Origin of the sequence: Glaciihabitans sp. GrIS 2.15, from assembly GCF_035984695.1 — a bacterium.
GTDB lineage: Bacteria > Actinomycetota > Actinomycetes > Actinomycetales > Microbacteriaceae > Lacisediminihabitans.
This window is the reverse complement of the sequence record NZ_JAXCHU010000002.1, coordinates 11947-37770: the sequence shown is the minus strand read 5'-3', so window position 1 is coordinate 37770 and position 25824 is coordinate 11947. Positions and strand designations below refer to the sequence as shown.

At 63.4% G+C, this 25824-nt stretch carries 23 protein-coding genes; 22 read left to right on the top strand and 1 reads right to left on the bottom strand.

What is annotated here, in order from left to right; translation table 11 throughout:
- Positions 1–161: 161 nt before the first annotated feature.
- Positions 162–503: an Rv2175c family DNA-binding protein gene (locus RCH11_RS02600; protein ID WP_327055435.1), complete on the top strand. Its 342-nt coding sequence runs from the start codon at positions 162–164 to the stop codon at positions 501–503.
- A gap of 14 nt (positions 504–517) precedes the next feature.
- Here the strand turns inward: RCH11_RS02600 and RCH11_RS02595 are convergent, their stop codons facing one another.
- Positions 518–1639, bottom strand: a complete 1122-nt coding sequence (locus RCH11_RS02595; protein ID WP_327055434.1) for a polyprenyl synthetase family protein — start codon at positions 1637–1639, stop codon at positions 518–520.
- 77 nt (positions 1640–1716) lie between these two features.
- On the opposite strand from RCH11_RS02595, the gene RCH11_RS02590 reads away from it, so the two are divergent.
- From RCH11_RS02590 to dnaE, 21 genes are all read left to right on the top strand, one after another.
- A complete protein-coding gene (locus RCH11_RS02590) occupies positions 1717–2082 on the top strand; it encodes a DUF3040 domain-containing protein (protein WP_327055433.1) in 366 nt (121 codons plus the stop codon).
- Between the two features lie 229 nt (positions 2083–2311).
- Positions 2312–2743 carry a division/cell wall cluster transcriptional repressor MraZ gene (mraZ, locus tag RCH11_RS02585; protein ID WP_327055432.1) on the top strand — a complete coding sequence of 144 codons (432 nt, stop codon included), beginning with the start codon at positions 2312–2314 and terminating at the stop codon, positions 2741–2743.
- A 106-nt stretch (positions 2744–2849) separates the two neighbouring features.
- Positions 2850–3803 carry a 16S rRNA (cytosine(1402)-N(4))-methyltransferase RsmH gene (gene rsmH / locus RCH11_RS02580; protein ID WP_327055431.1) on the top strand — a complete coding sequence of 318 codons (954 nt, stop codon included), beginning with the start codon at positions 2850–2852 and terminating at the stop codon, positions 3801–3803.
- A complete protein-coding gene (locus tag RCH11_RS02575) occupies positions 3800–4393 on the top strand; it encodes a hypothetical protein (RefSeq protein WP_327055430.1) in 594 nt (197 codons plus the stop codon). Before rsmH ends, RCH11_RS02575 begins: the two co-directional genes overlap by 4 nt.
- An 82-nt stretch (positions 4394–4475) precedes the next feature.
- Positions 4476–6263 carry a peptidoglycan D,D-transpeptidase FtsI family protein gene (locus RCH11_RS02570; protein ID WP_327055429.1) on the top strand — a complete coding sequence of 596 codons (1788 nt, stop codon included), beginning with the start codon at positions 4476–4478 and terminating at the stop codon, positions 6261–6263.
- A 13-nt stretch (positions 6264–6276) separates the two neighbouring features.
- Positions 6277–7815 carry a Mur ligase family protein gene (locus RCH11_RS02565; protein ID WP_327055428.1) on the top strand — a complete coding sequence of 513 codons (1539 nt, stop codon included), beginning with the start codon at positions 6277–6279 and terminating at the stop codon, positions 7813–7815.
- Positions 7816–9222: a UDP-N-acetylmuramoyl-tripeptide--D-alanyl-D-alanine ligase gene (locus RCH11_RS02560; RefSeq protein WP_327055427.1), complete on the top strand. Its 1407-nt coding sequence runs from the start codon at positions 7816–7818 to the stop codon at positions 9220–9222.
- Entirely contained in the window at positions 9219–10322 is a 1104-nt protein-coding gene (gene mraY, locus RCH11_RS02555) for a phospho-N-acetylmuramoyl-pentapeptide-transferase (RefSeq protein ID WP_327055426.1), read from the top strand. The genes RCH11_RS02560 and mraY overlap by 4 nt, the downstream gene beginning before the upstream one ends.
- The gene (murD, locus tag RCH11_RS02550) at positions 10322–11845 is read left to right on the top strand and encodes a UDP-N-acetylmuramoyl-L-alanine--D-glutamate ligase (protein ID WP_327055425.1); all 1524 of its coding nucleotides are present in this window, start codon (positions 10322–10324) and stop codon (positions 11843–11845) included. The genes mraY and murD overlap by 1 nt, the downstream gene beginning before the upstream one ends.
- On the top strand, positions 11835–13052 hold the full coding sequence (gene ftsW / locus RCH11_RS02545) for a putative lipid II flippase FtsW (protein WP_327055424.1): 1218 nt from the start codon (positions 11835–11837) through the stop codon (positions 13050–13052). Before murD ends, ftsW begins: the two co-directional genes overlap by 11 nt.
- The gene (locus RCH11_RS02540) at positions 13049–14140 is read left to right on the top strand and encodes a UDP-N-acetylglucosamine--N-acetylmuramyl-(pentapeptide) pyrophosphoryl-undecaprenol N-acetylglucosamine transferase (protein WP_327055423.1); all 1092 of its coding nucleotides are present in this window, start codon (positions 13049–13051) and stop codon (positions 14138–14140) included. The genes ftsW and RCH11_RS02540 overlap by 4 nt, the downstream gene beginning before the upstream one ends.
- Positions 14137–15555, top strand: a complete 1419-nt coding sequence (gene murC / locus RCH11_RS02535; protein ID WP_327055422.1) for a UDP-N-acetylmuramate--L-alanine ligase — start codon at positions 14137–14139, stop codon at positions 15553–15555. Before RCH11_RS02540 ends, murC begins: the two co-directional genes overlap by 4 nt.
- A gap of 260 nt (positions 15556–15815) precedes the next feature.
- Positions 15816–16577, top strand: coding sequence for an FtsQ-type POTRA domain-containing protein (locus tag RCH11_RS02530; RefSeq protein ID WP_327055421.1), 762 nt, complete (start codon positions 15816–15818; stop codon positions 16575–16577).
- A 146-nt stretch (positions 16578–16723) separates the two neighbouring features.
- Positions 16724–17884 carry a cell division protein FtsZ gene (gene ftsZ / locus RCH11_RS02525; protein ID WP_327055420.1) on the top strand — a complete coding sequence of 387 codons (1161 nt, stop codon included), beginning with the start codon at positions 16724–16726 and terminating at the stop codon, positions 17882–17884.
- Positions 17862–18557 carry a YggS family pyridoxal phosphate-dependent enzyme gene (locus RCH11_RS02520; protein WP_327055419.1) on the top strand — a complete coding sequence of 232 codons (696 nt, stop codon included), beginning with the start codon at positions 17862–17864 and terminating at the stop codon, positions 18555–18557. The genes ftsZ and RCH11_RS02520 overlap by 23 nt, the downstream gene beginning before the upstream one ends.
- Positions 18558–18592: 35 nt before the next feature.
- Positions 18593–19081 (top strand): cell division protein SepF, encoded by a 489-nt coding sequence (locus RCH11_RS02515; protein WP_327055418.1) that lies wholly within the window; start codon positions 18593–18595, stop codon positions 19079–19081.
- A gap of 185 nt (positions 19082–19266) precedes the next feature.
- On the top strand, positions 19267–19572 hold the full coding sequence (locus RCH11_RS02510; RefSeq protein ID WP_327055417.1) for a YggT family protein: 306 nt from the start codon (positions 19267–19269) through the stop codon (positions 19570–19572).
- Between the two features lie 183 nt (positions 19573–19755).
- Positions 19756–20604: a DivIVA domain-containing protein gene (locus tag RCH11_RS02505; RefSeq protein WP_327055416.1), complete on the top strand. Its 849-nt coding sequence runs from the start codon at positions 19756–19758 to the stop codon at positions 20602–20604.
- Positions 20591–21208, top strand: coding sequence for a signal peptidase II (lspA, locus tag RCH11_RS02500; protein WP_327055415.1), 618 nt, complete (start codon positions 20591–20593; stop codon positions 21206–21208). The genes RCH11_RS02505 and lspA overlap by 14 nt, the downstream gene beginning before the upstream one ends.
- Before the next feature lie 8 nt (positions 21209–21216).
- Positions 21217–22137 carry an RluA family pseudouridine synthase gene (locus RCH11_RS02495; protein WP_327055414.1) on the top strand — a complete coding sequence of 307 codons (921 nt, stop codon included), beginning with the start codon at positions 21217–21219 and terminating at the stop codon, positions 22135–22137.
- A gap of 71 nt (positions 22138–22208) precedes the next feature.
- Entirely contained in the window at positions 22209–25721 is a 3513-nt protein-coding gene (gene dnaE, locus RCH11_RS02490; RefSeq protein WP_442788989.1) for a DNA polymerase III subunit alpha, read from the top strand.
- Positions 25722–25824: the final 103 nt, after the last annotated feature.

Sequence of the window (25824 nt, the reverse complement as noted above, 5' to 3'; positions counted from 1 at the left end):
GAGATATGTGCTGCACCCAGGAACAGGCGACACGCCATCGGTAAACGCTGACATAGATTTATAACAGTGTCAATTAGCGGGACGGATGTTGTTTAAGTTAACGCATTCGAAATAAAAAGCCGAAGTTTGCACGGGGCCGCACTTCTGGCAGCATTGCACTCGTGACTACTGCTTCGGACACCCGCTGGCTCACCCTCCCCGAACTCGTCGACATGCTCGGAATCGGCGTGAGCAAAGTGCGTCGGCTCATCGAAGACCACAGCCTGCTTGCCTCGAAGTTCGACGGTGTCTGGAAAGTACCGGAGTCCTTCATCCGTGACGGCGAGCCGCTTCCGGAGCTGCGCGGAACTCTTGTCGTGCTCCATGACAGTGGGTACAGCGACGACGAAGCGATGCACTGGCTGCTCACCGAGGAGGAGAGCCTCGGCATCTCCCCAATCGACGCTCTCCGCGCCGGCCGCAAGGCCGAGGTGAGACGAGTCGCGCAGGCGCTCGGCTTCTAGCGGACCTCCGCGTCTTAGGCGGATCGCTTGATCACGGTGTCTGCGAGCCGAATCAATTGCTCCTTTGATGCCGCGCTGAGTGGAGCAGTTTCGATCGCGGTGATCGCGAGTGTGACGTTGTGGTCAATGATGCGCTCGACATGCTCGACGGCACCGCTCTCGCGGATGGATGCCTGGAGCATCGCCACCTGCTGAGGTGAGAGTTCCGGGTCTCCGAGCAGTTCGTCGAGCAGGCTGGTGGAGTTGGACGACAGCTTGGTGCGAGCGAGGGCGATGAGTACCGTGCGTTTGCCTTCGCGCAGGTCGTCTCCCGAGGGTTTGCCCGTGGTCTCGGGGTCACCGAAGACGCCAAGCAGGTCATCCCGCAGCTGGTAGGCGATTCCCAACGGAAGGCCGAATTCGCGGAGCGCAGCAACCTGCTGGATCGATCCGCCGGCGAGCGCCGCACCGATTGCGAGAGGCGCTTCGATGCTGTACTTGGCCGACTTATAGACGATCACGCGGTGCGCGCGCGAGAGCAGTTCGGGTTCTGGGTAGTTTCTCCAGCTGCGTTCTTCGAGGATGTCGAGGTACTGGCCGACAGTCACTTCTGTTCGCATGAGGTTGAATTCGCGGCGCGCGGCAACGCGGGCCGCGGGCTCGGTGAGCGACTGTAGTCCGGAGTCGAATAGCTCGTCGCTCCAGCTCAGCAAAAGGTCGCCGAGCAGCAGCGCGGCGGACTGGCCGAATCCGCGCGCGCTCCCGGTCCAGCGGCCGTCGTCGTGCAGAGCCTCGAATCGCTTGTGTGCACTGGGCATCCCACGCCGGGTGTCGGAGTTATCCATGATGTCGTCGTGCACGAGTGCCGCCGCGTGAAAGAACTCGAGGGCACTCGCCGCAAGCACGATCGCATCGAGATCGCTGGGGACGCCGCGATCGGGCATCACATCGAAGCTCGTCATGTGTCCGCTTACGGACTGCCAGCCCCAGTAGCAGAAGAGCGCACGAAAGCGCTTGCCGCCCCTCAGGAGCACGCGGGAGAAGTCGATGAACGGGGCAAGGTCCGATCCGATGTGCGCGAGCAATGGCTCCCGCTCGTCCAAAAAAACGTCGATGTCGCTCTGGACAAGGTCAACTAACCGCTTACTCTCAGGCACGGTTATAGCCTAGCTAGGTAGCAGAGTCTACAATTGAGACACACCATAACCGCGTCTCTGGCCTGAAGGGAGTCATCATGCCGCTGTCGGAACATGAACAGCGTCTCCTGGACGAAATGGAGCGCAGTCTCTATCACAACGATGCAGATTTCGTCGCAACTGTCGGCTCGGGCGGTGGACGGCCAACCTACCGGTCAATCGCGATCGGTGCGCTCCTCGGCCTCGCCGGAATCGCGGTGATCGTCACCGGTGTCATGCTCCAATTGGCCGTCCTCGGTGTCGCCGGATTTGTAGTGATGTTCGTGGGCGTTCTCGTGGCCATTTCGTCGCCCAAGCGTCTGGTAGAAGAAGCGCCGCGGCCTGCTGAAGCGCGTTCGAAAGCGTCCTTCATGGATCGCATGAACGAGCGCTGGGACAAGCGCCAGGATGGGCGCGAGCAGTAGCTTCACCCTCAAACGACGGCCGATCGAAAGATCGGCCTTTTTTTGTGCCGTTTTTCGTGGCGGTTTACGCAATCGACTCGATTTTCCTCCACCAGTCATCTGCCAGTAATATCGGGAAGATCTACCCCATTTCGGGGCATTTCGGCGTGCTATTTATTGATTTGTGGTGGAGAGTGGAGTAAAGTGGAGCTTACTTGAATCCAGGCCGGAGAATGAGGGGGAGTTGCCGATGTTTCTTGGCACCCACACCCCCAAGCTCGACGACAAGGGCCGCGTCATCCTTCCGGCCAAGTTTTGGTCAGAGCTCGAGTCCGGCATCGTGATCACCCGAGGCCAGGAGCGATGCCTCTACGTGTTTTCCACTCGCGAGTTCGAAGAGCTGCACGATCGCATCCGTCAGGCTCCCGTCACGAGCAAGCAGGCTCGCGACTATCTCCGTCTCTTTCTTTCCGGAGCGAACGCTGAGGTACCCGACACCCAACACCGCGTCACGATCCCCGCTGCGTTGCGCGCCTATGCCGGTCTCGGACGGGACCTCACCGTGATCGGCGCCGGTAACCGCGCAGAGATCTGGGATACCGCCGCCTGGGAGACCTATTACTCCGAGCAGGAGAGTGCTTTCGCGGACACCACGGAGGAGGTGATCCCCGGGCTCTTCTAGCGCCCTTGTTCCTGACTCCCAGCCGTCGATTCGCCCTGACATCACTTCCCCGGTGACAGGTCGGACGGATGGGGATCAGGAACAAGGAACTGGACCACCGGTCACTATGGTCAGCAACCAGATCCACACCCCTGTGATGCTCGAACGAACCATCGAGCTGCTCACCCCAGCGGTCTCTCAGCCGGGCGCAGTGTTGGTGGATGCAACGCTCGGTATGGCCGGCCACGCCGAGGCCTTCCTGCAGGGCTTTCCCGAGCTGGTGCTCGTCGGTCTCGATCGCGATACCGATGCTCTCGCCATTGCGGGGGAGCGCCTCGCACCCTTCGGCGACCGAGTGCATCTCGTCCACACCGTCTACGACCGGTTCGAGGAGTCCCTCGACTCACTCGGGATCACCGAGGTCTCGGGCATCCTGTTCGACCTTGGCGTGTCTTCCTTGCAGCTCGATCGGGTAGAGCGTGGATTCTCCTATTCGAAGGATGCGCCCCTTGACATGCGCATGGACGCGACATCGCCTCTCACGGCCGAACGAATCCTCGCCGACTACAGCGAGTCCGAGCTGCGGCGTATCTTCTGGGAGTTTGGCGAAGAACGGCTCGCCCAGCGGTATGCAAAGAAGATCGTGGAGTCCCGGGAGGCGAGGCCGCTCGTGCGCTCTGCTGAGCTCGTCGAACTCATCACCGCGGCGACCCCGGTGGCCATCCAACGCAAGGGACATCCGGCCAAGCGGGTTTTCCAGGCACTCCGTATCGAGGTCAACCAAGAGCTCTCGGTACTCGAGCGCGCTATCCCGGCCGCGATCCGCTCCCTCGCCGTCGACGGCCGCATCGTCGTGCTTGCCTACCAGTCGCTCGAAGACCGAATCGTGAAGCGTGCGCTGGCCACAGCGTCGTCATCGACCGCTCCGGTGGGACTCCCGATCGAACTGCCGGAACACCGCGCAGAACTCAGACTGCTCGTCCGCGGCGCCGAACTCGCCAGCGACGACGAGAAGGCCGCAAACCCGCGGTCCACACCCGTGCGGCTGCGTGCTGCCGAACGCATTCGGAAGGCCGCATGAGTAACGCTCTCGCCATCGATCTGCCAGCCTTCGTTCCGGCAGGGCTCGACAGCCATCCCCGTCATATTGAGATCGTCTCCACTCGCCACCAGAGGCGTGCGCGACCTCGCGTGGTCTACGCACTCGTTGCCGTCGTCGGACTCTTCATCATCCTGATGGCCCAACTGCTTCTCAGCATCTGGCTGTCGGATGGTGCGTACCAGATCTCGGGACTCCAGCAGACCCAGCGCGATCTCTCCCGTGACCAGCAGGCTCTGTCCGAATCCCTCAATACCTTGCGGTCACCCCAGAACCTCGCGGGGCGCGCATCTGCGCTCGGCATGGTGATGAATACCGGCAGCCAGGGCTTCCTGAGCCTCACCGGTGGTGTCACCCGGGCTCCCATGGCGGCCACTGCAGATACGACCGTGGCAGCGGATGCCGCGAAATATACCCCGAACGCGCTGATCACCCCCGAGCTTTCGGCTATCGGTGCGGGAGCAACCACAGCCGGGACGGGCGCGCCTGGCACACCACTGACGAACGATTCTGTAGCGTCCACAGCGGGGGTTCCGGCGCCGACTGTAATGCCGTCGCCGATCACCCACTAGAGCATCGGCTCCGGCGTCGGCCGGCGCCGAGAACACCCGTTCCGTGAACCATCCAGTTGCCAAACCATCGGAGGAAGCGCCCGTGACCACCCCGCGCCGCAGCCGTCATCGCCTGGCCCTCGCGATCGTGGTGGTCTTTGCGGTGGTCGGCGTGTTCGCCGTTCGCCTCGTCGACATCCAGCTCGTGCGGGCCGACCAGCTCACCTCTGACGCGCTCAACAAGCGAGCCGTCGTCACCCCCACCTATGCGGCTCGCGGCGGCATCGTCGACACCAACGGGGTTGTTCTCGCCGCCAGCGTCAACCGTTACGACGTGGCGGTGTCTCCGGCGAACTTCGTGAAAATGGATGCGGCGGGCGGATTCGGCGTCGTCGCGAAAGACGGCACGAAGACCACAGTGACCGTGATGCAGGCCGCGACCGAGCTCGCCACTCTCACGAAGCAGGACCCGGCGACGGTGTACCAGTCGCTCACCAAAAATCCGACCTCAAACTATGCTTTGGTCACCAAATCCGTCGACCTCGCGACTCGACGCGCTATCGAGAAGCTCAAGATTCCGGGCATCGTGTTCCAGCTGCATCCGAAGCGCGTCTACCCGAATGGCGCGGTAGCCGGCAACCTCACCGGCTACATGAACACCGAAGGACCGGGTGGCGGTCTCGAGGTCACCGAAAAAAAATGCCTGGCCAGCACCGACGGCAGTTCCACCTATGAGCAGGGCGCCGATGGGGTGCAGATCCCCGGTAGCGCGGTCACCACCAAGGCATCCGTTCCCGGTGGCACACTCAAGCTCGCCCTCGACAGCGACCTCGACTGGTTCTCCACCCAGGCCATCGCCGAGCAGGGCACTGCGATCGGCGCGCAGTCGGGCACGGCCATCGTGCTGCGTGTCAAGGACTTCCACATCATGGCCGCGGCCGACTGGCCAGCGGTCGACCCGAACAACATCGACGGATCGGCCGTCGCCAACTTCGGTTCGCTCGCCTTCTCTGCGGCGTACGAGCCAGGCTCAGTATTCAAGGCGATGTCTGCCGCCATCCTTCTCGACACCGGAATCGGGTCACCGACCATGCAGGCCACCGTTCCGTCGCGGTGGACGACGCCGGAGGGCGGTTTCGTGCGGGACGCGATAGGCCACCCCACCCAGCAGCTCACGCTGACCGGCGTGCTGCAGAACTCGTCGAACGTGGGCATTTCCATGCTCGGTTCGAAGGTGCCGGAAGACGTGCGCCTCGCGTATATGAAGAAGTTCGGGCTCGGCCAGAGGACCGCGGTCGACTTCCTGGGTGAGCAGTCGGGCAGCCTGGGTGTCAGCGGCAGCGCCGCCAAACCCTGGGACGACCAGAGCAAGTACAACGTGCTCTACGGCCAGGGCGTGTCGGCCACAGCCCTGCAGGTGGCCCAGATCTTTGGAACCCTCGGCAACGGGGGAGTCAAACTGCCGCTGACTCTCGTCGAGAGCTGCACAAAGGCCGACGGCACCGTCACCGATCTCCCCTCCGCAACGGGCACACGGGTGGTCACCGAAAACACCGCGAAGACCGTGGTGAACATGCTCGAGAGTGTGATTCAGGGCGGTGAGCTATCCCAGGCCGTGAAGATCCCGGGATACCGCGTCGCGGGCAAGAGTGGCACCGCCGAGGTGGCCGGGCCGGGTGGCTACACCTCCGATCGCATCGTGTCGTTTGCCGGGATCGCGCCCGCCGAGGACCCGCAGTACGTCGTCGTCGTGACCTACACCAAGCCAGCTACTATGAAGTCGTCGGCCGCTGCGGCACCGACTTTCAAGAAGATCATGTCCCAGGTGCTCACAAAGTACCGGGTACCCCCGTCGACAACGCCATCCACCTATCCGGCGACGACCTGGTAAGAAAGTAGACGCTGTGACTGCACGGATCCCCCCGGTTCTACGACCGGAGCATCCGCTGGCCAGGCCTCTAGTCGGACTCGTTTCGGAGTTCGGGCTCGACTCGGTCGGCCAGCTCGACGGTGTCGAAATCACGGGTGTCACCGTGCGCTCCACCGAGGTCGAGGCCGGTGATCTCTATGTGGGGATCCAAGGCCAGAACAGCCATGGCGCCCAGTACTCGAAGCAGGCTGCCGAGAGTGGTGCCGTGGCCGTGCTGACCGATCAGGCCGGAGCCGAACTCGCCGCTGACAGCGGCCTTCCCCTTGTCATTGTCGAGTCGCCACGGAGGGCGCTCGGCGACGTTTCGGCCTGGGTATACCGCACCAACGAGCATCCACCACTCATGCTCGGTATCACCGGCACCAACGGAAAGACCTCGACCGCCTACATCCTTGAGGCGATCCTCAAGCAACTGGGTCTCGTCACTGGACTTTCGTCGACCGCCGAGCGCCACATCGGCGAGGTGAGTGTTGTCTCGAGACTGACCACCCCGGAGGCGAGCGAGATGCACGCCCTCCTTGCCCGCATGCGCGAGAGCGAGGTGCGTGCGGTCGCCGTCGAGGTGAGCGCCCAGGCTCTCACCAAGAATCGGGTCGACGGGCTCTTGTTCGATGTGGTGGCCTTCACCAATCTCAGCCACGACCACCTCGACGACTACGCCGACATGGACGAGTATTTCGAGGCCAAGCTCGCGTTGTTCGACCCGGAGCGTGGCAAGCGCGGAGTCGTCTCGCTGGATACGGCCTGGGGCGAGAAGGTTGTCGATCGCTCCCGCATCCCGGTCACCACGATCTCGTCGACCACCGGCGTCGCGGGGGCGTGGAACGTCGAAATCCTCGACGAACGTGCGTCCGGTGTCGAGTTCACTCTCACCGGACCGGAGGGTCGTTCGATCACAACCCACGTGCCACTCATCGGCCGACACATGGCGGCCAACGCGGCCCTCGCGGTCGTGATGCTGGTGGAGGCCGGTTTCGAGCTCGAAGCCATCGGCCAGGCAATCGAGCACGGCATCGACGCTTATCTTCCCGGACGCACCGAGAGAGTTTCCGGCGATCGCGGGCCGAGCGTGTATGTCGACTTCGGACACAGCCCGGATGCCTTCCTCAATACTCTCGACGCGGTGAGCAAATTCACCACGGGCCGCGTGATCATGGTGTTCGGCGCTGACGGGGACCGCGACGCGACCAAACGTCACGAGATGGGGCGGGTCGCCTCTGAGGGTTCCGACATCCTGGTGATCACCGATCACCACCCACGCTTCGAAGACCCGGAAGCGATTCGAGCGACGCTGATCGAGGGCGCGAATCGTGCCGAGCACCAGGCCGAGCTTCACGAGGTCAGCCCGCCGGAGAAGGCGATTCGCGTGGCGGTGGCGCTCGCGCAGGAGGGTGACTCAATCCTCTGGGCTGGCCCCGGTCATCAGGACTACCGCGACATCCGCGGTGAGCGCACGCCATATTCCGCACGCGCCGAGGCCCGTGAGGCCCTACGAGAGGCGGGGTGGGCTTAAGTGATCTCTCTCACGCTTGCCGAACTCGCGGCGGCCGTCGGCGGCACGCTGCGCCTCGCACCCGGCTCCCATGACTTCGACGAGGTCTCCGGAACGGTTCACGCCGATTCGCGTCTCGTCACCCCCGGATCGACTTTCATCGCCCTGCCCGGCGAGGTATCCGATGGCCACCTGTTCGCTCAGGCCGCGATCGACAACGGTGCCGCCGTGCTGCTCGTCGACCATGAACTCGAACTCGCGGCGTCCCAGGTCGTGGTTGAAGATACCCTCACCGCCCTCGCCGATCTCGCTCGATTTGTCGTCGCAACCGTTCGCGCCAGGGGAGCGCTCAAGGTCATCGGCATCACCGGGTCGAACGGCAAGACGACCACCAAGAACATGCTGCGCGCGGTGCTCGAGACCGCCGGCGCCACCATCGCCCCTCCCGGCTCATTCAACAACCACGTCGGGGCGCCTCTCTCCATGCTGTCGATCGACCTCGACACGCGCTTCCTCGTGGTGGAGATGGGAGCCTCCGGAATCGGAGAGATCGCCCGAACCGTCGGAATCGTCATGCCCGACATCTCTGTCGTGCTCAAAGTCGGCCTTGCTCATGCCGGCGAATTCGGCGGTATCGAGCAGACCCAGCGGGCAAAGTCTGAGATCGTGACGCAGCTGCCGGCCAGTGCCGTCGCGATTCTCAACCGGGACGACGAACGCGTCGCCGCGATGGCGTCCCTCACGAAGGCCCGCACGGTCTGGTTCGGACTGGATGCCTCGGCAGACGTGCGCGCGGACGACCTGCGCGCCACCGCCTCCGGCACCGCGTTCACGCTCATCGAGGGCGACCTGCACCGGCCGGTACTGCTGCGGATCCTCGGCGAGCATCACGTGATGAACGCCCTCGCGACCCTCGCGGTCGCCCGTGAACTCGGCGTCGACCTCGACACCGCCATCACCGCCCTCGAATCGGTGCCGCGTGCCGAACGCTGGCGGATGGAGGTGCTGACCCGATCCGACGGCATCCTGGTGATCAACGACGCCTACAACGCGAGCCCCGACTCGATGTCCGCCGCACTCAAGACCCTCGCCCAGATCATCGAACCGGGCCAGCGTTCCATCGCGATCCTCGGTGAGATGACGGAGCTCGGGGAGTTTTCCGACGGGGAGCACGATCGCATCGGTCGGCTCGTCGTGCGCCTCAACATCCAGAAGCTCATCGTTGTTGGTCACGGTGCCCGTCACATCCACAATGCTGCAGGGCTGGAAGGCTCGTGGGACGGGGAGTCGATGCTCGTCGCAACCGCCGACGAGGCTTACGATCGGATCCGCGACGATCTGCGCGCGGGCGATATCGTGCTGGTGAAGTCCTCGAAGTCCGCCAATCTGCGCTTTCTCGGCGACCGCATCGGTGAGGTGCCGGAGTGATTGCGCTCCTCACCGCCGGCGGCATCAGCATGGTCTTTACCCTGCTGTTGACACCGCTTTTCGCGAGAGCGTTCCGTCGGCTCAAACTCGGCCAGTTCATTCGCGCGGACACCCCGACCGCGCACGTGATGAAGCGCGGGACGCCCTCAATGGGTGGCATCGTCTTCATCACGGCGGCCATCGTCGGCTATTTCGGCGGCCACCTGGTGGCCGGAGACTCCGTCGCCGGCACCGGGATCCTGGTGCTCGCGATGATGGCCGGACTCGGCTTCATCGGCTTCATCGACGACTTCCTCAAGGTCAAGCGCCAAAACAGCATCGGTCTCGCCGGCTGGTACAAGATTGTCGGCACGGTGATCGTGGCCATCGTGTTCGGAATCATCGCACTGGTCTATCGGGATGCCAACGGACGCACCCCGGCCTCGACCGCGATCTCTTTCGTCCGCGATCTCAACTTCAACTTCGTCGTGCTGTTCGGCGCCACCTTGGGAGTGATCCTGTTCATCGTCTGGATCGTGCTGATCACGACGGCCACCACCAACGCGGTGAACCTTGCCGACGGCCTCGATGGCCTAGCGGCCGGCTCGTCAATCCTCGCGATCGGCTCGTACATCATCATCGGATTTTGGCAGTCCAACCAGTCCTGTTTCAGCACGAAAATTCAAGTTGCCAACCTGTTCAAGTGCTACACCGTCTCCCGCCCGCTCGATATCGCGGTGGTCGCGGCGGCGATCGTCGGCTCGCTCATCGGCTTTCTGTGGTGGAACACCTCGCCCGCCCAGATCATGATGGGCGACACCGGGTCGTTCGCACTCGGCGGGGCCCTCGCCGCCCTCGCCATCCTCTCCCGCACCGAACTGCTCCTCATTCTGATCGGTGGCCTGTTCCTCATCATCACCGGCCAGGTGATCGTGCAGCGCATCTACTTCAAAGCCACCCGAGGCAAACGCATCTGGCGCGCGAGTCCCCTCCATCACCACTTCGAGATGAAGGGCTGGGCAGAGGTCACGATCGTCGTGCGCTTCTGGATCATCTCCGGCCTCTTCGTGGCGGCCGGCGTCGGCACGTTCTATCTCGAATGGCTCTCGCGGGTTCGCTGATGACACGAACTGCGGATGACGTTGCGGCGCTCACGGGCTGGAGCGCCGAGTGGGCGGGACTCCGGGTGGCCGTGCTCGGCCTCGGCGTCACCGGCTTCTCCGTCGCGGACACGCTCGCGGAACTCGGCGCAGAGCTCGTCGTGCTCGCCAATCGTGCCGATGACGAGACCGCCGACCTGCTGGAGGTGATCGGGGTGCGCCTGGTGCTCACCAACCTGGAGTCCGAGCTCGCCGCCTTCGGCCCGGAGCTCGTGGTGGTGTCGCCGGGTTTTGCCCCGACGCATCCGCTCGTCGCCTGGGCAACGGCGGCGGGCATTCCCGTGTGGGGAGATGTCGAGCTGGCGTGGCGCCTGCGCGATCGATCGGGCACTGTTGCCGAGTGGATCGCAATCACCGGCACCAACGGCAAGACGACCACGACCCAGCTGACCACCGCCATGCTCATTGCGGGAGGCAGGCGAGCGATTGCCTGCGGCAACGTAGGCATACCCGTGCTCGATGCGGTGCGCGACCCCACCGGTTTCGACGTGCTCGTCGTGGAACTTTCGAGCTTCCAGCTGCATTACCTTCAGTCGATGTCGCCGTTCTCCAGCGTGTGCCTCAACCTCGCCGCCGATCACCTTGATTGGCACGGTTCCGCCGCGGCCTACCGCGCGGCGAAGGGCAGCGTTTACGATCGCACTCGAGTTGCCTGCGTCTACAACTTGGAAGACGACGCCACGCGCGAACTGGTCGAAGAAGCCGAAGTGGTGGACGGATGCCGCGCCATCGGATTTGGACGCGGAATCCCCGGTCCGAGTGACATCGGCCTTGTCGACGAGATCGTGGTCGATCGGGCATTCCTCGCCGACCGCTGGCGGGCCGCAATCGAGCTCACCACAGTGGATGAGCTCGAGGCCGTTGGGCTCGGGTCGCCGCACATGATCGCGAATGTTCTCGCGGCATCCGCTCTCGCCCGTTCGTTCGGGGTGGCGCCCGGCGACATCCGCTCCGCGCTCCAGGCCTTCCGAATGGACCATCACCGCACAGAGACGATTCTCGAGCGCGACGGGATCCGCTGGGTGAACGACTCGAAGGCCACCAACCCGCATGCGGCCAAGGCCGCGTTGGAATCCTTCGATTCCGTGGTGTGGGTCGTCGGCGGGCTGCTCAAGGGCGTGGACGTCACCGAACTGGTCTCGGCCACCCGTGCGCGCCTGCGTGCCGCCATCCTCATCGGCACCGACCGCTCGGCTCTGCGCGATGCGTTCGCGCGACACGCGCCGGAGCTGCCGGTGTTCGAGGTCGACACCGCGGACACTAGGGAGGTGATGCCGGTGGTCGTGAGACTGTCGGCCGCGGTCGCCCGACGGGGGGACACAGTTTTGCTTGCACCGGCGGCCGCTTCAATGGACCAGTTCATTGACTACGCCGACCGGGGCAACCGGTTCGCGGACGCGGTACGAGAAGCAGATTCAGCACCACAAGCACGAGGGGATGGCACGGATGACGACGAGCCCTCCTCGCCCGCGGATGAAGACTAAGTCGGTCCAGCGCTCGAGCCCTCCGACGGATTCCCACGGTCCCGCAGCTGTAGTCGCGGTCAAGCGGCTCTTCGCTGCCGAGACCGGCAACTACTTCCTGCTGCTCGGCACGACCCTCTTTCTCGTGGTCTTCGGCCTGATCATGGTGTTGTCGTCCTCGGCCGTTGAGTCATTCAAAGCGAGCGGTGACTTCTTCAACGGCTTCGTGCGCCAGGTGGTTTTCGCGACGGTCGGCGTGCCGCTGATGCTCATTGCGGCTCGGATGCGCGCGAGCTTCTGGAAGCGCTGGTCGGGAATCTTTCTCCTGGTAGCGCTCGGGCTTCAGTTTTTGACCGTTGCTACGCCACTCGGGTCTGAGCGCGGTGGTAATCGAAACTGGATTACCATCGGCACGTTCAGCGGACAGCCGTCTGAGTTCGTGAAGCTCTCTCTGGTGATCTGGCTCGGTTACATCCTCTTCAAGAAGCGCGATGTGATGGACAACTGGCGCGAACTGGTTGTGCCGCTCGTGCCGATCGGTGGGGCAGCCGTCGGACTTGTTCTCCTGGGAGGGGACCTCGGAACGTCGATCATCCTCACCGCGATCGTGATGGGCGCGATCTTCTTCGCGGGCGTCAAACTCCGTTTTCTTGCGGTGCCGATCGTGCTCATCGGCATCGCCGGAGCCATCGCCGCTTCGGCGCGAAGCTCCCGCCAGGACCGCATTCAGGCATTTCTCAGCGGCTGCAAGTCGGCCGATGACCATCTGGGTAGCTGCTGGCAGACCGTGCACGGCTGGTGGGCGTTAGCGTCAGGTGGCCTCTTCGGTTCGGGGCTCGGCAACTCTAAAGCCAAGTGGTCGTGGCTACCGGAGGCGGATAACGACTTCATCTTCGCGATCATCGGGGACGAGCTCGGACTTCTCGGAGCCATCCTCGTGCTTGCGCTCTTCGTCGTACTCGCCATCGCGTTTGTGCGAATCATCCGCGCGAGTACCGACCCTTTCGCCCGGGTCACGGTGAGTGCCGTCATGGTCTGGATCGTCGGTCAGGCGTTCGTCAATATCGCGGTGGTGCTCGGTATCCTGCCGGTGCTTGGCGTACCGTTGCCGCTCATCTCCGCCGGCGGCTCCGCCCTCGTAACCTCGCTCATCGGCATCGGAATAGTGCTGTCTTTTGCACGCCGTGCACCGGATGTCACCACCGCGACCGGCAGTCGACTGAAGTGACGCGGTACCTCCTCGCCGGCGGGGGAACCGCAGGCCATGTGAATCCGCTGCTCGCGGTCGCCGACCGCATCGTTGTCCGCGAACCGGATGCAGTGATCTTGGTGTTGGGCACGGCGGAGGGCCTCGAGTCCCGACTTGTGCCAGCCAGAGGATACGAGTTGCTCGTCGTGCCCCGGCTGCCCTTCCCTCGTCGCCCGAACCTCGAAATACTGCTTTTTCCCTCTCGGTTCGCGCATCTGGTCGCACAGATCCGTGGCCTGGTTCGTGAACACCGCATCGATGTGGTGGTCGGCTTTGGAGGGTACGTCTCCGCGCCCGCCTATCTCGCAGCACGGCGCGAAAAGGTGGCGATCGCGATCCATGAGGCGAATGCGCGCCCGGGAATGGCAAATCGCCTTGGCGCTCGCCTCACCCGTTTCGTGGGCACCGCTTTTCGGTCAGTCCGACTGCCGCATGCTCGGTTTGTGGGGATGCCTCTGCGACAGGAGATCGAATCCCTCGATCGGCCGATCGTGCGGAGGGAGGCATTGGCATTCTTTGGACTCTCTCCGGCTCGTCCGACCCTTCTCGTGACCGGGGGCTCGCAGGGTGCCAAACATGTCAATGAGACGGTCTATGCGGCAGCCGCAACGATCATCGGCGCCGGCTGGCAGATCCTTCACATCACAGGAGAGCGGTCGGAGTTGCCGCCAACCGAGCTTGCGAACTACGTGATAATTCCCTACTGCGACCGCATGGATCTGGCTCTTGCCGCAGCGGATCTTGCTGTCGCTCGCGCCGGTGCCGCAACCGTCAGCGAGTTCAGTGCGCTCGGTGTGCCCGCGGTGTACGTGCCCCTCGCCATCGGCAATGGCGAGCAGCAGCACAATGCCCGTGATGTCGTCGCGGCCGGCGGCGCGCTCATTGTGGAGAACGCCATCTTCACTCCCCAATGGATTCTCGACCGTCTGGTGCCGCTGCTGGAAGACCGGGCGCTCATCGCGGGGATGGCCGCGCGAACGCTGTCCGTCGGAGTTCTCGATGGCGCGGATCGCATGGTCGACCTCGTCGGGGATGCGCTCGCCTCCACCGTAGGTTTGAGCACGTGATCAAGTCAGACTTTTCCCAGACCGTGCCGGCCGACCTCGGTCAGGTTCATTTCGTCGGTATCGGCGGCGCGGGTATGAGCGGTATCGCACTTCTTTTTCTCGAGGCTGGCGTGGCGGTGACCGGGTCGGACATCCGCGTGACGGAAACCGTCGAAGCACTTCGTGCGAAGGGGGTCGTGGTGGCGATCGGACATGACGCCGCCAATATCGAGGGCGCAGACACGCTCATCGTGACGGGAGCAATCGCCGAAGACAACCCTGAATACCTCGCCGCCCGCGAGCGCGGTATTCCGATTGTGCATCGCGCCAGGGCACTCGCCTGGCTCACCCGCAATCATCGCGTCGTCGCGGTCGCCGGCGCCCATGGCAAGACCACCTCGACCGCGATGATCGTCACCGCGATGCTCGCGCTTGAGGCCGATCCGAGTTTCGTCAACGGGGGAGTGATTCGCTCACTCGGTGTGAGCGCGGCCACCGGCACCGGTGACACATTCGTGGTCGAAGCGGACGAGTCAGACGGCTCCTTCCTGCTCTACGACACTGCGATCGCTCTCATCACCAATGTCGACCCCGACCACCTCGATCACTACGGCTCTGAGCAGGCATTCGAGGAGGCATTCGTGACCTTCGCGCGCGCCGCATCCGAGCGGGTCGTCATCTCGAGCGACGATCCACGGGCGGTGGCAGTCACCAGCCGCCTTGGCGATCGCAGCGTGCTCACCTTCGGCCAACACGCGGATGCCGACATCCGGCTGCATTCGATCGACAGCACCGAGACGGTCGCCTTCACCCTCCGCTATCACGGCGTCGACTTCAGTACCCGACTTCGTGTCGCAGGGCTACACAACGCGATCAATGCGGCCGGGGCTTTCGGAGTGCTCGTCTCGCTCGGCTTCGAACCACAGTCCTCCCTCGACGCGATCTCACTTTTCGACGGAACGGAGCGTCGATTCGAGTGGCGCGGCAGCGTGCGCGGGGTCAGCGTCTACGACGACTTCGCCCACCATCCCACGGAAATCAAGGCCGCTCTCTCCGGCGCGCGCGGAGCCGTGGGCGCCGGCCGCCTGATCCCCATCTTCCAGCCGCATCTCTACTCACGCACAAAGCAGATGGCCGTGGAGTTCGCGCAGACATTCGAGTCGCTCGCCGACATCACGATCGTCGTGCCAATCTACGGGGCCCGCCAAGACCCGGAGCCCGGTGTCACCGGTGAGCTCATCACTCGACTGTTCCACGACCGGTCGCGCGTGCACTATTTCGACGAGTGGCAGGATGCCGTTGACTGTGCCGCTTCACTTGCTCGAGAGGGCGACTTCGTGATTCCGATGGGCGGCGGCGATATCCACCGGATCATCCCGCAACTACTCGAGACCCTCTCGCTGCAGCCCGGTTCGACCAGTCCTGGGGCACGATGAAGAGGCCCGAGGGTTTCGACCGCCCACCCGCCTCGACCACGGGGGAGACGCCACCGCGCAGAGGCCACACGAAGAAACCCGCCGCGCCGGAAGCAGCCCTGCCACAGCTACAGCCACAGCCACAGCCACAGCCACACCGCCCTGCCAGGCCGAAGTCGGCATCGCGAGTGGAAGCTCCGGCGGCAAAGCCCGAGCCGACCGCACCGATTGCCCGCAGGCATCCACGACGTGTCCCCACGGCTGAACGTCCGTTGGATGCGGTGGCCCGACACGACCTGAAGCGCGCCGAGAAGGCCCGCCGAGCCTATGAACGCGGGGAAGCGCGACGATTCACGCGACGCTCCCGCCGTCGGCGGATCACCTGGATCGTCAGCGCGGTGTCCGTTCTGTTTGTGGTCGGTTTCGTCACAGGAGCGGTCTATTCGCCTCTGCTCTCGCTCAAAATCATCCAGGTCGAGGGTGCGTCGCGGGTGAGCTCGGCGAGCGTGCGCGCTGCCGTAGACGGACAGCTCGGTCGGCCGCTCGCACTCGTCGACTTTGATGCGATCACCCGATCGATCAGCAAGTTCCCTTTAATCCGCAGCTTCGTCACCGAGACGGTACCTCCCGACACGCTGATCATCCGGATCGCGGAACGAGCGCCGATCGCTACTCTCGCGACGTCGAGCGGCTTCTCTGTTGTCGACCCGGCTGGCATCGTGATTGAGAGCGGGGCAGAACGCCAACCGGGCCTTCCCCTGATAGAACTCGGGGCGGCGACCAGGGGCAGTCCGGCCTTCACGGCATCAGTCGGAGTGCTGCTCGCGCTGCCGTCCACTCTCCTCAAAAGGATTGACACTGTCACCGCCCAGACCTCGGATGACGTGACACTGACTCTGACAGGCGGCCAGTCGGTGGTCTGGGGAAGTGTGGAACAGTCAGCACTCAAGGCCAAAGTTCTCGCGGCGGTCATCGCCGTGGGCGGCACGACGATGAAGTACGACGTGTCGGCACCAAATCATCCGGTGCTCGCCGGCAACTGAGACCAATCTGATGGGTGACTTGGCGACACGCTGGACGGCCTCTCGGCGGCAGGGTGCCCGGCCCCTTAACTTCGAGACAAGAAACCTATACCGGGCATAACTTTAACGCTCAGGTAAAGGTTGAAAGTTCCTACCGGAGGCCGGACGTGACAACGAACCAAAACTACCTTGCCGTGATCAAGGTCGTCGGCATAGGCGGCGGCGGAGTCAACGCCGTCAACCGAATGATCGAACTCGGTCTGCGAGGTGTCGAATTCATCGCGATCAATACCGATGCCCAGGCCCTGTTGATGAGCGACGCCGACGTCAAGCTCGACGTCGGCCGCGAGCTGACTCGCGGACTCGGGGCCGGAGCAGATCCCGAAGTCGGTCGTCGCGCGGCGGAGGATCACGCCGAGGAAATTGAGGAGGCACTCGCCGGCGCTGACATGGTGTTTGTTACCGCGGGAGAGGGTGGTGGAACCGGTACCGGTGGTGCGCCCGTCGTCGCGCGGATCGCGAAATCGATCGGTGCGCTGACCATCGGAGTCGTCACGCGGCCGTTCGGATTCGAAGGCAAACGTCGCGCCGCGCAGGCCGACGTGGGGATTTCCGCCCTGAAGAGCGAGGTCGACACTCTCATCGTCGTGCCCAATGATCGTCTCCTCGAAATCAGTGACCGTGGCATCTCGTTTCTCGAGGCTTTCGCAACAGCCGACCAGGTGCTTCTGGCGGGCGTGCAGGGTATTACCGACCTGATCACGACCCCTGGCCTGATCAATCTCGACTTCGCCGATGTGAAGTCAGTGATGCAGGGAGCTGGATCTGCCCTCATGGGCATCGGCTCCAGTCGCGGTGCCGACCGGGCGATCAAGGCCGCGGAGCTCGCCGTTGCGAGCCCGCTGCTCGAAGCATCCATCGATGGAGCGCACGGAGTGCTGCTCTCGATCCAGGGCGGTTCCAACCTGGGAATCTTCGAGATCAACGACGCCGCGCGGCTCGTGCAGGAGGCCGTGCATCCTGAAGCGAATATCATCTTCGGTGCCGTCATCGATGACACGCTTGGTGACGAGGTTCGCGTTACGGTAATCGCCGCGGGGTTCGACGGTGGCGAACCGGTCGTCAAGAAGGACGACCGTCGGGGCGCTACCGGGGATGTCACTGCACCGGTTGCCGCATTCGCCGCTACCGCCGCCACCGGTGTCGTCGAACCCGAGACGAGCAGCGTGCCCAACTGGGCTGCCGAGTCCGAGGTGCCGACCGCTGCAAAGGACCCGGTCTTCGATGACGGCGATGATGATCTGGATGTTCCCGATTTCCTCAAGTAGCCCCTCCCTCGCCGAACGCCTGGAAGAGGTTCGCGCGGGCGTAGTGGCGGCAGCGGCGGAGGCGGGGCGCGGGGTGGACGACATCACGATGATCGTCGTGACCAAGTTCTATCCGGCATCCCTCGTTCGAGAGCTCTACGCCCTCGGCGTGCGAGAGGTCGGAGAGAATCGCCACCAGGAGGCCCAGGCCAAGGCAGCGGAACTCGCCGACCTCGATGTGGGCTGGAACTTCATCGGCCAACTCCAGAGCAAGAAGGCAAAGCAGGTGCGGGCGTACGCGCACTCGGTGCATTCGCTCGACCGCGCATCCGTCATCGAAGCCCTCGGCAGCAGCGACGGCACGACAATCGAGTGCTTCGTACAGCTCAATCTCACCGACGACCCGGGCCGCGGGGGTGTGCAGCCCGCTGAACTCGAGCGCACCACGGAGCTGGTGCTCGCGACACCGGGGCTCGAACTGCTCGGCGTGATGGCGGTCGCCCCGGTGGGCGAAGAGCCTCGTCCCGCGTTCGTGCGGGTGCGCGAGGCCTCCGAGCGGATGCAGCGGCTCGCGCCCGGCGCGCACTACATCTCCACCGGAATGTCGGGCGACTACCGCGAGGCCATTCTCGAGGGCGCGACACACCTGCGGATTGGTTCCGCAATCACGGGAAACCGCCCAACACCCGGTTAATCTGAATCCATCAGTTCCATCACAGGAGGCACGTAATGGCTAACCCACTTCGCAAGACCATGGTCTACCTTGGCCTCGCCGATGAGGAGTTCGACTACGAGGATGCCGCTCCCGCCGCACCGGCACCTGTCGCCCGCGAGCCACGTGAGTCCCACCTCGCGCCACAGGTAACTGGCACCCGTGCTCCCGTCACTCCACTCCGCCGTGCACCATCGCAGAAGAATGCCTCCCACGCCGATATGAACGAGATTCTCACAGTCCACCCTCGCCAGTACAAGGATGCTCAGGCCATCGCCGAGGCGTTTAGGGATGGTATCCCCGTGATCATCAACCTCTCCCAGATGAGCGAGCCGGACGCACGTCGTCTCATCGACTTCGCGAGTGGACTTTCTCAGGGCCTCTACGGCAAGATCGAGCGCGTAACGAGCAAGGTCTTCCTGCTGTCTCCGGCGCACGTCGCCGTGAGTGGTGACCAGGCCGGAGTGGACTCAGACGTCGATGCCTCGTTCTTTGCCCAGTCCTGAATAGTTCTGTCCTGAATAGTTCTGTCCTGAATAGTTCTGTCCTGAATAGTTCTGTCCTGAATAGTTCTGTCCTGAATAGTTCTGTCCTGAATAGTTCTGTCCAGTCCTGTCAATTCCCCCTCAGTGCGCAGTGCCCAACACTGTCTCGGTATTTCACTGCATCCTCCTCGGCCTAGTCTGACAAAGTGACCCCGAACCCCTTCGCCATCCCGGCTAGCATCGCGTACTTCCTGTTGTTGCTGTATTTCTTCGTGCTCTGGGGGCGCTTCATCCTTGATCTCGTAGGCAATTTTTCGCGAGGATGGCGTCCGCGCGGTTTCGGGCTGGTGGTCTCCGAGTTCGTTTTCGCTCTGAGTGATCCACCGATCAGACTCGTGCGGCGAGTGATCCCCACCATTCGTATCGGTGGCTTCGCACTGGATTTCGCGTGGAGCATCGTCATGATCGTCACGCTCATCCTGCTGTCGGTCGCATCCGCGCTCAGCGTCTAACTTTTCTGGTGGCGCTCGGTCGGGCTACGGCGCGCCGTTTACCGGCAAGCGCGGGTCTCCCTGTGTACTCTGGGAGCGTGGTCGAATACCACGTGGTCTCCTGTCCCGATGGGGCCGCCAGTTTGCTAGCGTTAGCTAACTGTAATTAGCGCTGTACCAGATGAATTTTTTGAGGTGGCACCCATGGCTCTTACGCCTGAAGATGTAGTCAACAAGCGATTCCAGCCGACCAAGTTCCGCGAAGGATACGACCAGGATGAGGTCGATGATTTCCTGGACGAAGTCGTTGTGGAGCTCCGTCGTCTCAACCAGGAGAACGAAGAACTTCGCCAGCGCCTTGTCGCGGGCGAGTCTCGTATCAGCGAGCTTCAGCGCAGTGCCGCGCAGCCCTCTGCTCTGACTGAGGCACCTCCGGCCCACGTCCCTGCAGAGCAGGGACAGCTCGCCGCGCAGGCGCTGCCCCGATTCGGCGAAACCCCTGTCGCTGCTCCCGTCGAACCAGTCCCCGCCCCGGTGCCGGCTCCGATTGCCTATCCGTCGTCTGACCAGAATGCGATCGATTCCGGCAGCACCAATAACCTGCTGCAGCTCGCGCGCAAGCTTCATGAGGAGCATGTGCGAGAGGGCATCGAGAAGCGCGACGCGCTCATCGCCGAGGGGCACGCCACGGCTGCGCGCGTCGTGAGCGAGGCCGAGGCCTCCCAGCGCTCGCAAATATCCCAACTCGACAGTGAGAAGGCCGCCCTCGAGAGCCAGAAGACGACGATCGAGCACCAGATCGACGACCTGCGTACGTTCGAACGCGAATACCGCCAGAAGCTCAAGGGATACATTGAGGGTCAGCTCAAGGAGCTTGACGCTACGGAGCCCGCTCCTGCTTCCCGCGAGACTTCAGCGCCGGTCTCCGCCGCTCCTGCCGCTGCATCCCCGTTTGAGAGCGTGCCAGCAACCAGCGGGTCATACGACCTCGGGGGTTCGGACGGCGTCCCGACGCCGCCGTCGGCCACCTTCAAGGGTTTTGGCGGTAACTGAGCCGCAGGCGAATGCCCCCGCGTCGAAGGGCAGCGGCTCGACGGTTAGCGTCAGGGCGCTGATCGCGCTGGCTCTCGTTGCGGTCGTTGTTTATCTTCTCGATCAGGCCACTAAATTTTTCATCGTTAGTAATCTGTCGGAGGGCGAGCAGGTCAAGGCAATCGGACAACTTCTCCAGTTTCATTTCGTCAAGAATTCTGGTGCGGCCTTTTCCATTGCGAGCGGGTCAACCTGGATCTTCTCTATCGCGGCCAGCGCGGTCACCATCTTCATCATCGGTTTCGCTCGCCGCATCCGTTCGGTGGCTTGGGCAGTGCTGTTCGGGATGTTGCTGGGCGGCACCACCGGAAACCTCACAGATCGTCTGTTCCGGGAGCCTGGCTTCGGGGTCGGACACGTCATCGACTTCATCCAGGTGCAAGGTTTCCCCGCCATCTTCAATATCGCCGACTCATTCATCGTCGCGAGCATGGGGCTGTTTATCCTGCTATCGGTCCGCGGAATCGGGCTCGACGGCCGCCGAACGTCCGAGCGCCACGCTGCGGCAAGGGGCGATGTTCCCACCGAGACGGAACGCCCGATCAGCAGCACCGACAATAAGTAGGCACGTAAATGGAATCGCGTAGCCTCCCGGTTCCGGACGGGCTTGCTGGGGAGCGCGTCGACGCGGCCCTTGCGAAGCTCATGGGCTTCTCCCGCAGTTTTGCCGCCGAGGTGGCCGAAGCGGGGGGAGTGGTCGTCGACGGGCTGACACTCGGCAAGTCGGATCGGCTGCGTTCCGAGAGCTGGCTCGAGGTAACCTGGCAGCCTAAGGTCGCCCCGTCGATCGAGCCGGTTATCGTGCCCGATCTTGGCATCGTCTACGACGATGACGACATCGTGGTGGTCGACAAACCGGTGGGAGTGGCTGCTCACCCCTCGGTCGGTTGGACCGGGCCGACCGTGCTCGGGGCTCTTGCGGGTGCGGGATTCCGCGTCTCCACGTCGGGGGCGTCAGAGCGGGCCGGTATCGTGCATCGCCTCGATGCCGGCACGAGCGGGCTGATGGTCGTGGCGAAAAGCGAGCGCGCCTATACGGAACTCAAGCGACAGTTTCACGATCGCGAGGTCGACAAGATCTATCACGCGGTCGTGCAGGGGCATCCGGATCCGCTGTCCGGCACGATCGACGCGCCGATTGGGCGTCATCCGTCGTCGAGCTGGAAGTTCGCGGTGACCTCCGACGGTAAGAATTCGGTGACCCACTACGAGACACTCGAGGCGTTTCCCAGCGCCTCACTGCTCGAGGTGCACCTCGAGACTGGCCGCACGCACCAGATCAGAGTGCATATGGCCGCCCAGCGGCATCCTTGTGTTGGCGACGCGATGTATGGAGCGGACCCCACAATCTCGGCACGGCTCGGTCTCACCCGGCAGTGGCTACACGCCAAACAGCTCGGGTTTACGCACCCGGGAACGCAGGAACGGGTGCTCTTCACCAGCGAATATCCCGCCGACCTGCAACACGCACTCGACGTGCTCCGCGGGGACTGACCGAGGCTTAAGCTGGATCCCCGCCACCCGTGAACCAGAGGGACGAATTGCCTGACAGCAACGATTCATTCGTGCATCTGCACGTGCACAGCGAATACTCGATGCTCGATGGCGCTGCCAGGATCGGCCCGCTGATGAAGGCCGCGGCAGAGCAGGAGATGCCGGCGATCGCGATGACCGACCATGGCAACATGTTTGGTGCCTACGACTTCTGGAAGCAGGCCACCGCCAACGGAGTGAAGCCGATCATCGGTACCGAGGCGTACATCACCCCTGGCACTGCGCGACAGGATCGCACGAGGGTGAAGTGGGGCGCAAACCACCAGAACCAGGATGACGTCGGCGGCTCCGGTTCTTATACCCATATGACACTGCTCTCGGAAAACAACGAGGGCATGCACAACCTTTTTCGCCTTTCATCTCTTGCATCGATCGAGGGGTACTACTTCAAGCCCCGCATGGATCGAGAGCTGCTCAGCCGTTACGGCGCGGGGATCATCGCCACGACCGGCTGCGTGGGTGGCGAAGTGCAGACCCGACTGCGTCTCGGCCAGTACGAGGAAGCACGAAGGGCCGCCGCCGACTTCCGGGACATCTTCGGTGAGGGCAACTTCTTCGCCGAGGTCATGGATCACGGCATCGATATCGAACGCCGAACGATGGAAGACCTGCTCCGGCTCGCCAAAGACCTCAATCTGCCGCTCCTCGCCACGAACGACCTGCACTACACGCACGCCCACGACTCGACTGCCCACGCGGCCCTTCTCTGCGTGCAGTCCGCTTCCACGCTCGATGATCCCAACCGGTTCAAGTTCGACTCGAACGAGTTCTATCTCAAATCGGCCGCGGAGATGCGGCATCTGTTCAGCGATCATCCCGAGGCCTGCGACAACACCCTGCTGATCGCTGAGCGCTGCGACGTATCCTTCGAACACCGCAATCTCATGCCGCGCTTCCCGGTGCCCGAAGGCGAGACGGAGGCCACCTGGTTCGAGAAGGAGGTGAACGCCGGCATGCTCCGGCGCTTCCACAACGCCCCATCCGAGGCGCACCTCGCGCAGGCGAAGTACGAGGTCGACGTCATCAAGCAGATGGGATTCCCCGGCTACTTCCTCGTCGTCGCGGACTTCATCACCTGGGCGAAGGCACAGGGTATTCGTGTCGGGCCGGGTCGAGGATCGGCCGCCGGTTCGATGGCCTCGTATGCCATGGGCATCACCGAACTCGATCCGCTGGCGCACGGCCTCATCTTCGAGCGTTTTCTGAATCCCGAGCGCGTGTCAATGCCCGATGTCGACGTCGACTTCGACGATCGGCGACGCGGCGAGGTTATCCGCTATGTCACCGAAAAATACGGGGACGACAGGGTCGCCCAGATCGTGACCTATGGCACGATCAAGGCGAAGCAGGCGCTGAAGGACTCGGCCCGCGTGCTGGGGATGCCCTACTCGGTGGGCGAGAAGCTCACCAAAGCGATGCCGCCGACAATCATGGGCAAGGACATCACCCTGAGCGAGGTGCTTGACAAGGCCTCCCCGCGCTGGAAGGAGGCCGCGGACTTCCGTGCGGTGCTCGAGACGGATCGGGATGCCGCGACGGTCTTTGAGACCGCGCAAGGCATCGAGAACCTCAAGCGGCAGTGGGGAGTGCACGCTGCGGGCGTGATTCTCTCGGCAGAGCCACTCATCGACGTGCTTCCGATTATGAAGCGCGAAGACGACGGCGCGATCATCACGCAGTTCGACCAGCCACCGCTGGAGTCTCTTGGCCTCATCAAGATGGACTTCCTCGGACTGCGAAACCTCACGGTGATCGAGGACGCGCTGCGGATGATCGAGAAGAATACGGGCGGAAAGCTCGTGATCGAAGACCTTGACCTCGACGCCGACCAGAAGACCTACGACCTGTTGGCCAGGGGAGACACTCTCGGCGTGTTCCAGCTGGATGGTGGACCGATGCGTTCGCTCCTCAAGCAGCTCAAGCCCACCAACTTCGAGGACATCTCCGCCGTCATCGCGCTTTATCGCCCGGGCCCGATGGGCATGAACTCGCACACGAACTATGCCCTGCGAAAGAACGGGCTGCAGACGATCGACGCGATCCATCCGGAGCTCGCGGAGCCGTTGCGCGAGAGTCTCGGCATCACCTATGGGCTCATCGTCTACCAGGAGCAGGTGATGTCCGTCGCGCAGAAGGTGGCCGGATTCACGCTCGGCCAAGCCGACGTGCTGCGGCGGGCGATGGGAAAGAAGAAGAAATCAGAGCTCGACAAGCAGTACGCCAACTTCGAGGCCGGGATGACCGGCAACGGCTACAGCGCGCAGGCGGTCAAAGTGCTCTGGGACACCCTCATGCCCTTCGCCGACTATGCCTTCAATAAGGCTCACAGCGCTGGCTACGGCGTTCTGAGCTACTGGACCGCCTACCTCAAGGCGAACCATCCCGCCGAGTACATGGCGGCGCTCCTGACGAGCGTCGGAGACTCCAAAGACAAGCTCGGGATGTACCTGAGCGAGTGTCGCCGGATGGGCATCCGGGTACTGGCTCCGGACGTGAACGAGTCGAGCGGGGACTTCACCGCCGTTCCGAGCGAGGTCGGTATCGGCGACATCCGCTTCGGTCTCGGTGCGATTCGCAACGTCGGATCTAACGTTGTCGAGGCGATCGCTAAGTCTCGGGACGAGAAGGGCCGCTTCGAGTCGTTCCACGACTTTCTGCGCAAGGTGCCGATCCAGGTAGCGAATAAACGTACCGTCGAGTCGCTCATCAAGTCGGGCGCGTTCGATTCGACCAGGGCAACCCGCCGGGCACTGCTGGAGATCCACGAGGATGCGATCGACTCGGCAGTGAGCGACAAGCGCGCCGAAGCGAACGGCCAGGTCGGTTTCGACTTCGACAGCCTCTGGGACGAGCCGCAGGCCGTCAACCAGGTTCCCGACCGTCCGGAGTGGTCGAAGCGCGACAAGCTCGCTTTCGAGCGTGAGATGCTCGGGCTCTATGTGTCCGATCATCCGCTTGCCGGGCTCGAACTGCAGCTTGCCAAGCACGCCGGCAACAGCATCACCGAGGTGCTTGGCGGCGAGGTCGCCGGCGACGGAGAGCATGTGACGATCGCCGGCCTCATCACGTCAGTGCAGCACCGAACGGCGCGCAATTCCGGCAACCAATACGGACTCATCACCGTGGAGGACTTCGCGGGGGAGATCACCGTGATGTTCCTCGGCAAGGCCTACCAGGAGTTCTCGCCCGCCCTCACGAACGACGCGATCGTGGTGGTGCGCGGCCGCGTGAGCATGCGGGACGACGGCATGAACCTGCATGCCTCGAGCATGTTCACCCCCGATCTCGGCCAAAGCCTCGGCTCAGGGCCGCTCACCATCTCGATGCCGGAGTTTCGGGCGACGACGGATGTGGTGACGCAGCTCAATGACGTGCTGATCCGGCATTCGGGAGACACCGAAGTGCGGCTCAAGCTCGTCAAGGGGGAGACCGCCCGCGTGTTCGAGATCCCGTTCCCGGTCTCGGTCAACGCCGATCTGTACGGCGAACTCAAGTCGCTCCTCGGTCCGAACTGCGTGGTCTGAGCGTCCGTTCCGCGGCGTCAGCCCTGAAGCTGTGAACCGAGAACGACTCAACATGCAGGGCGGGTGCGTCGTCGTAGTCGGCGATTCCTCTGCGGGTTGGGTT

Bases quoted from the DNA above. Each gene is read 5' to 3' on its own strand.
- RCH11_RS02495 (WP_327055414.1), top strand. From the start codon at position 21,217: ATGGAATCGCGTAGCCTCCCGGTTCCGGACGGGCTTGCTGGGGAGCGC.
- RCH11_RS02590 (WP_327055433.1), top strand. From the start codon at position 1,717: ATGCCGCTGTCGGAACATGAACAGCGTCTCCTGGACGAAATGGAGCGC.
- murD (WP_327055425.1), top strand. From the start codon at position 10,322: ATGACACGAACTGCGGATGACGTTGCGGCGCTCACGGGCTGGAGCGCC.
- RCH11_RS02505 (WP_327055416.1), top strand. From the start codon at position 19,756: ATGGCTCTTACGCCTGAAGATGTAGTCAACAAGCGATTCCAGCCGACC.
- ftsW (WP_327055424.1), top strand. From the start codon at position 11,835: ATGAAGACTAAGTCGGTCCAGCGCTCGAGCCCTCCGACGGATTCCCAC.
- RCH11_RS02575 (WP_327055430.1), top strand. From the start codon at position 3,800: ATGAGTAACGCTCTCGCCATCGATCTGCCAGCCTTCGTTCCGGCAGGG.
- RCH11_RS02515 (WP_327055418.1), top strand. From the start codon at position 18,593: ATGGCTAACCCACTTCGCAAGACCATGGTCTACCTTGGCCTCGCCGAT.
- mraZ (WP_327055432.1), top strand. From the start codon at position 2,312: ATGTTTCTTGGCACCCACACCCCCAAGCTCGACGACAAGGGCCGCGTC.
- RCH11_RS02520 (WP_327055419.1), top strand. From the start codon at position 17,862: ATGTTCCCGATTTCCTCAAGTAGCCCCTCCCTCGCCGAACGCCTGGAA.
- rsmH (WP_327055431.1), top strand. From the start codon at position 2,850: ATGGTCAGCAACCAGATCCACACCCCTGTGATGCTCGAACGAACCATC.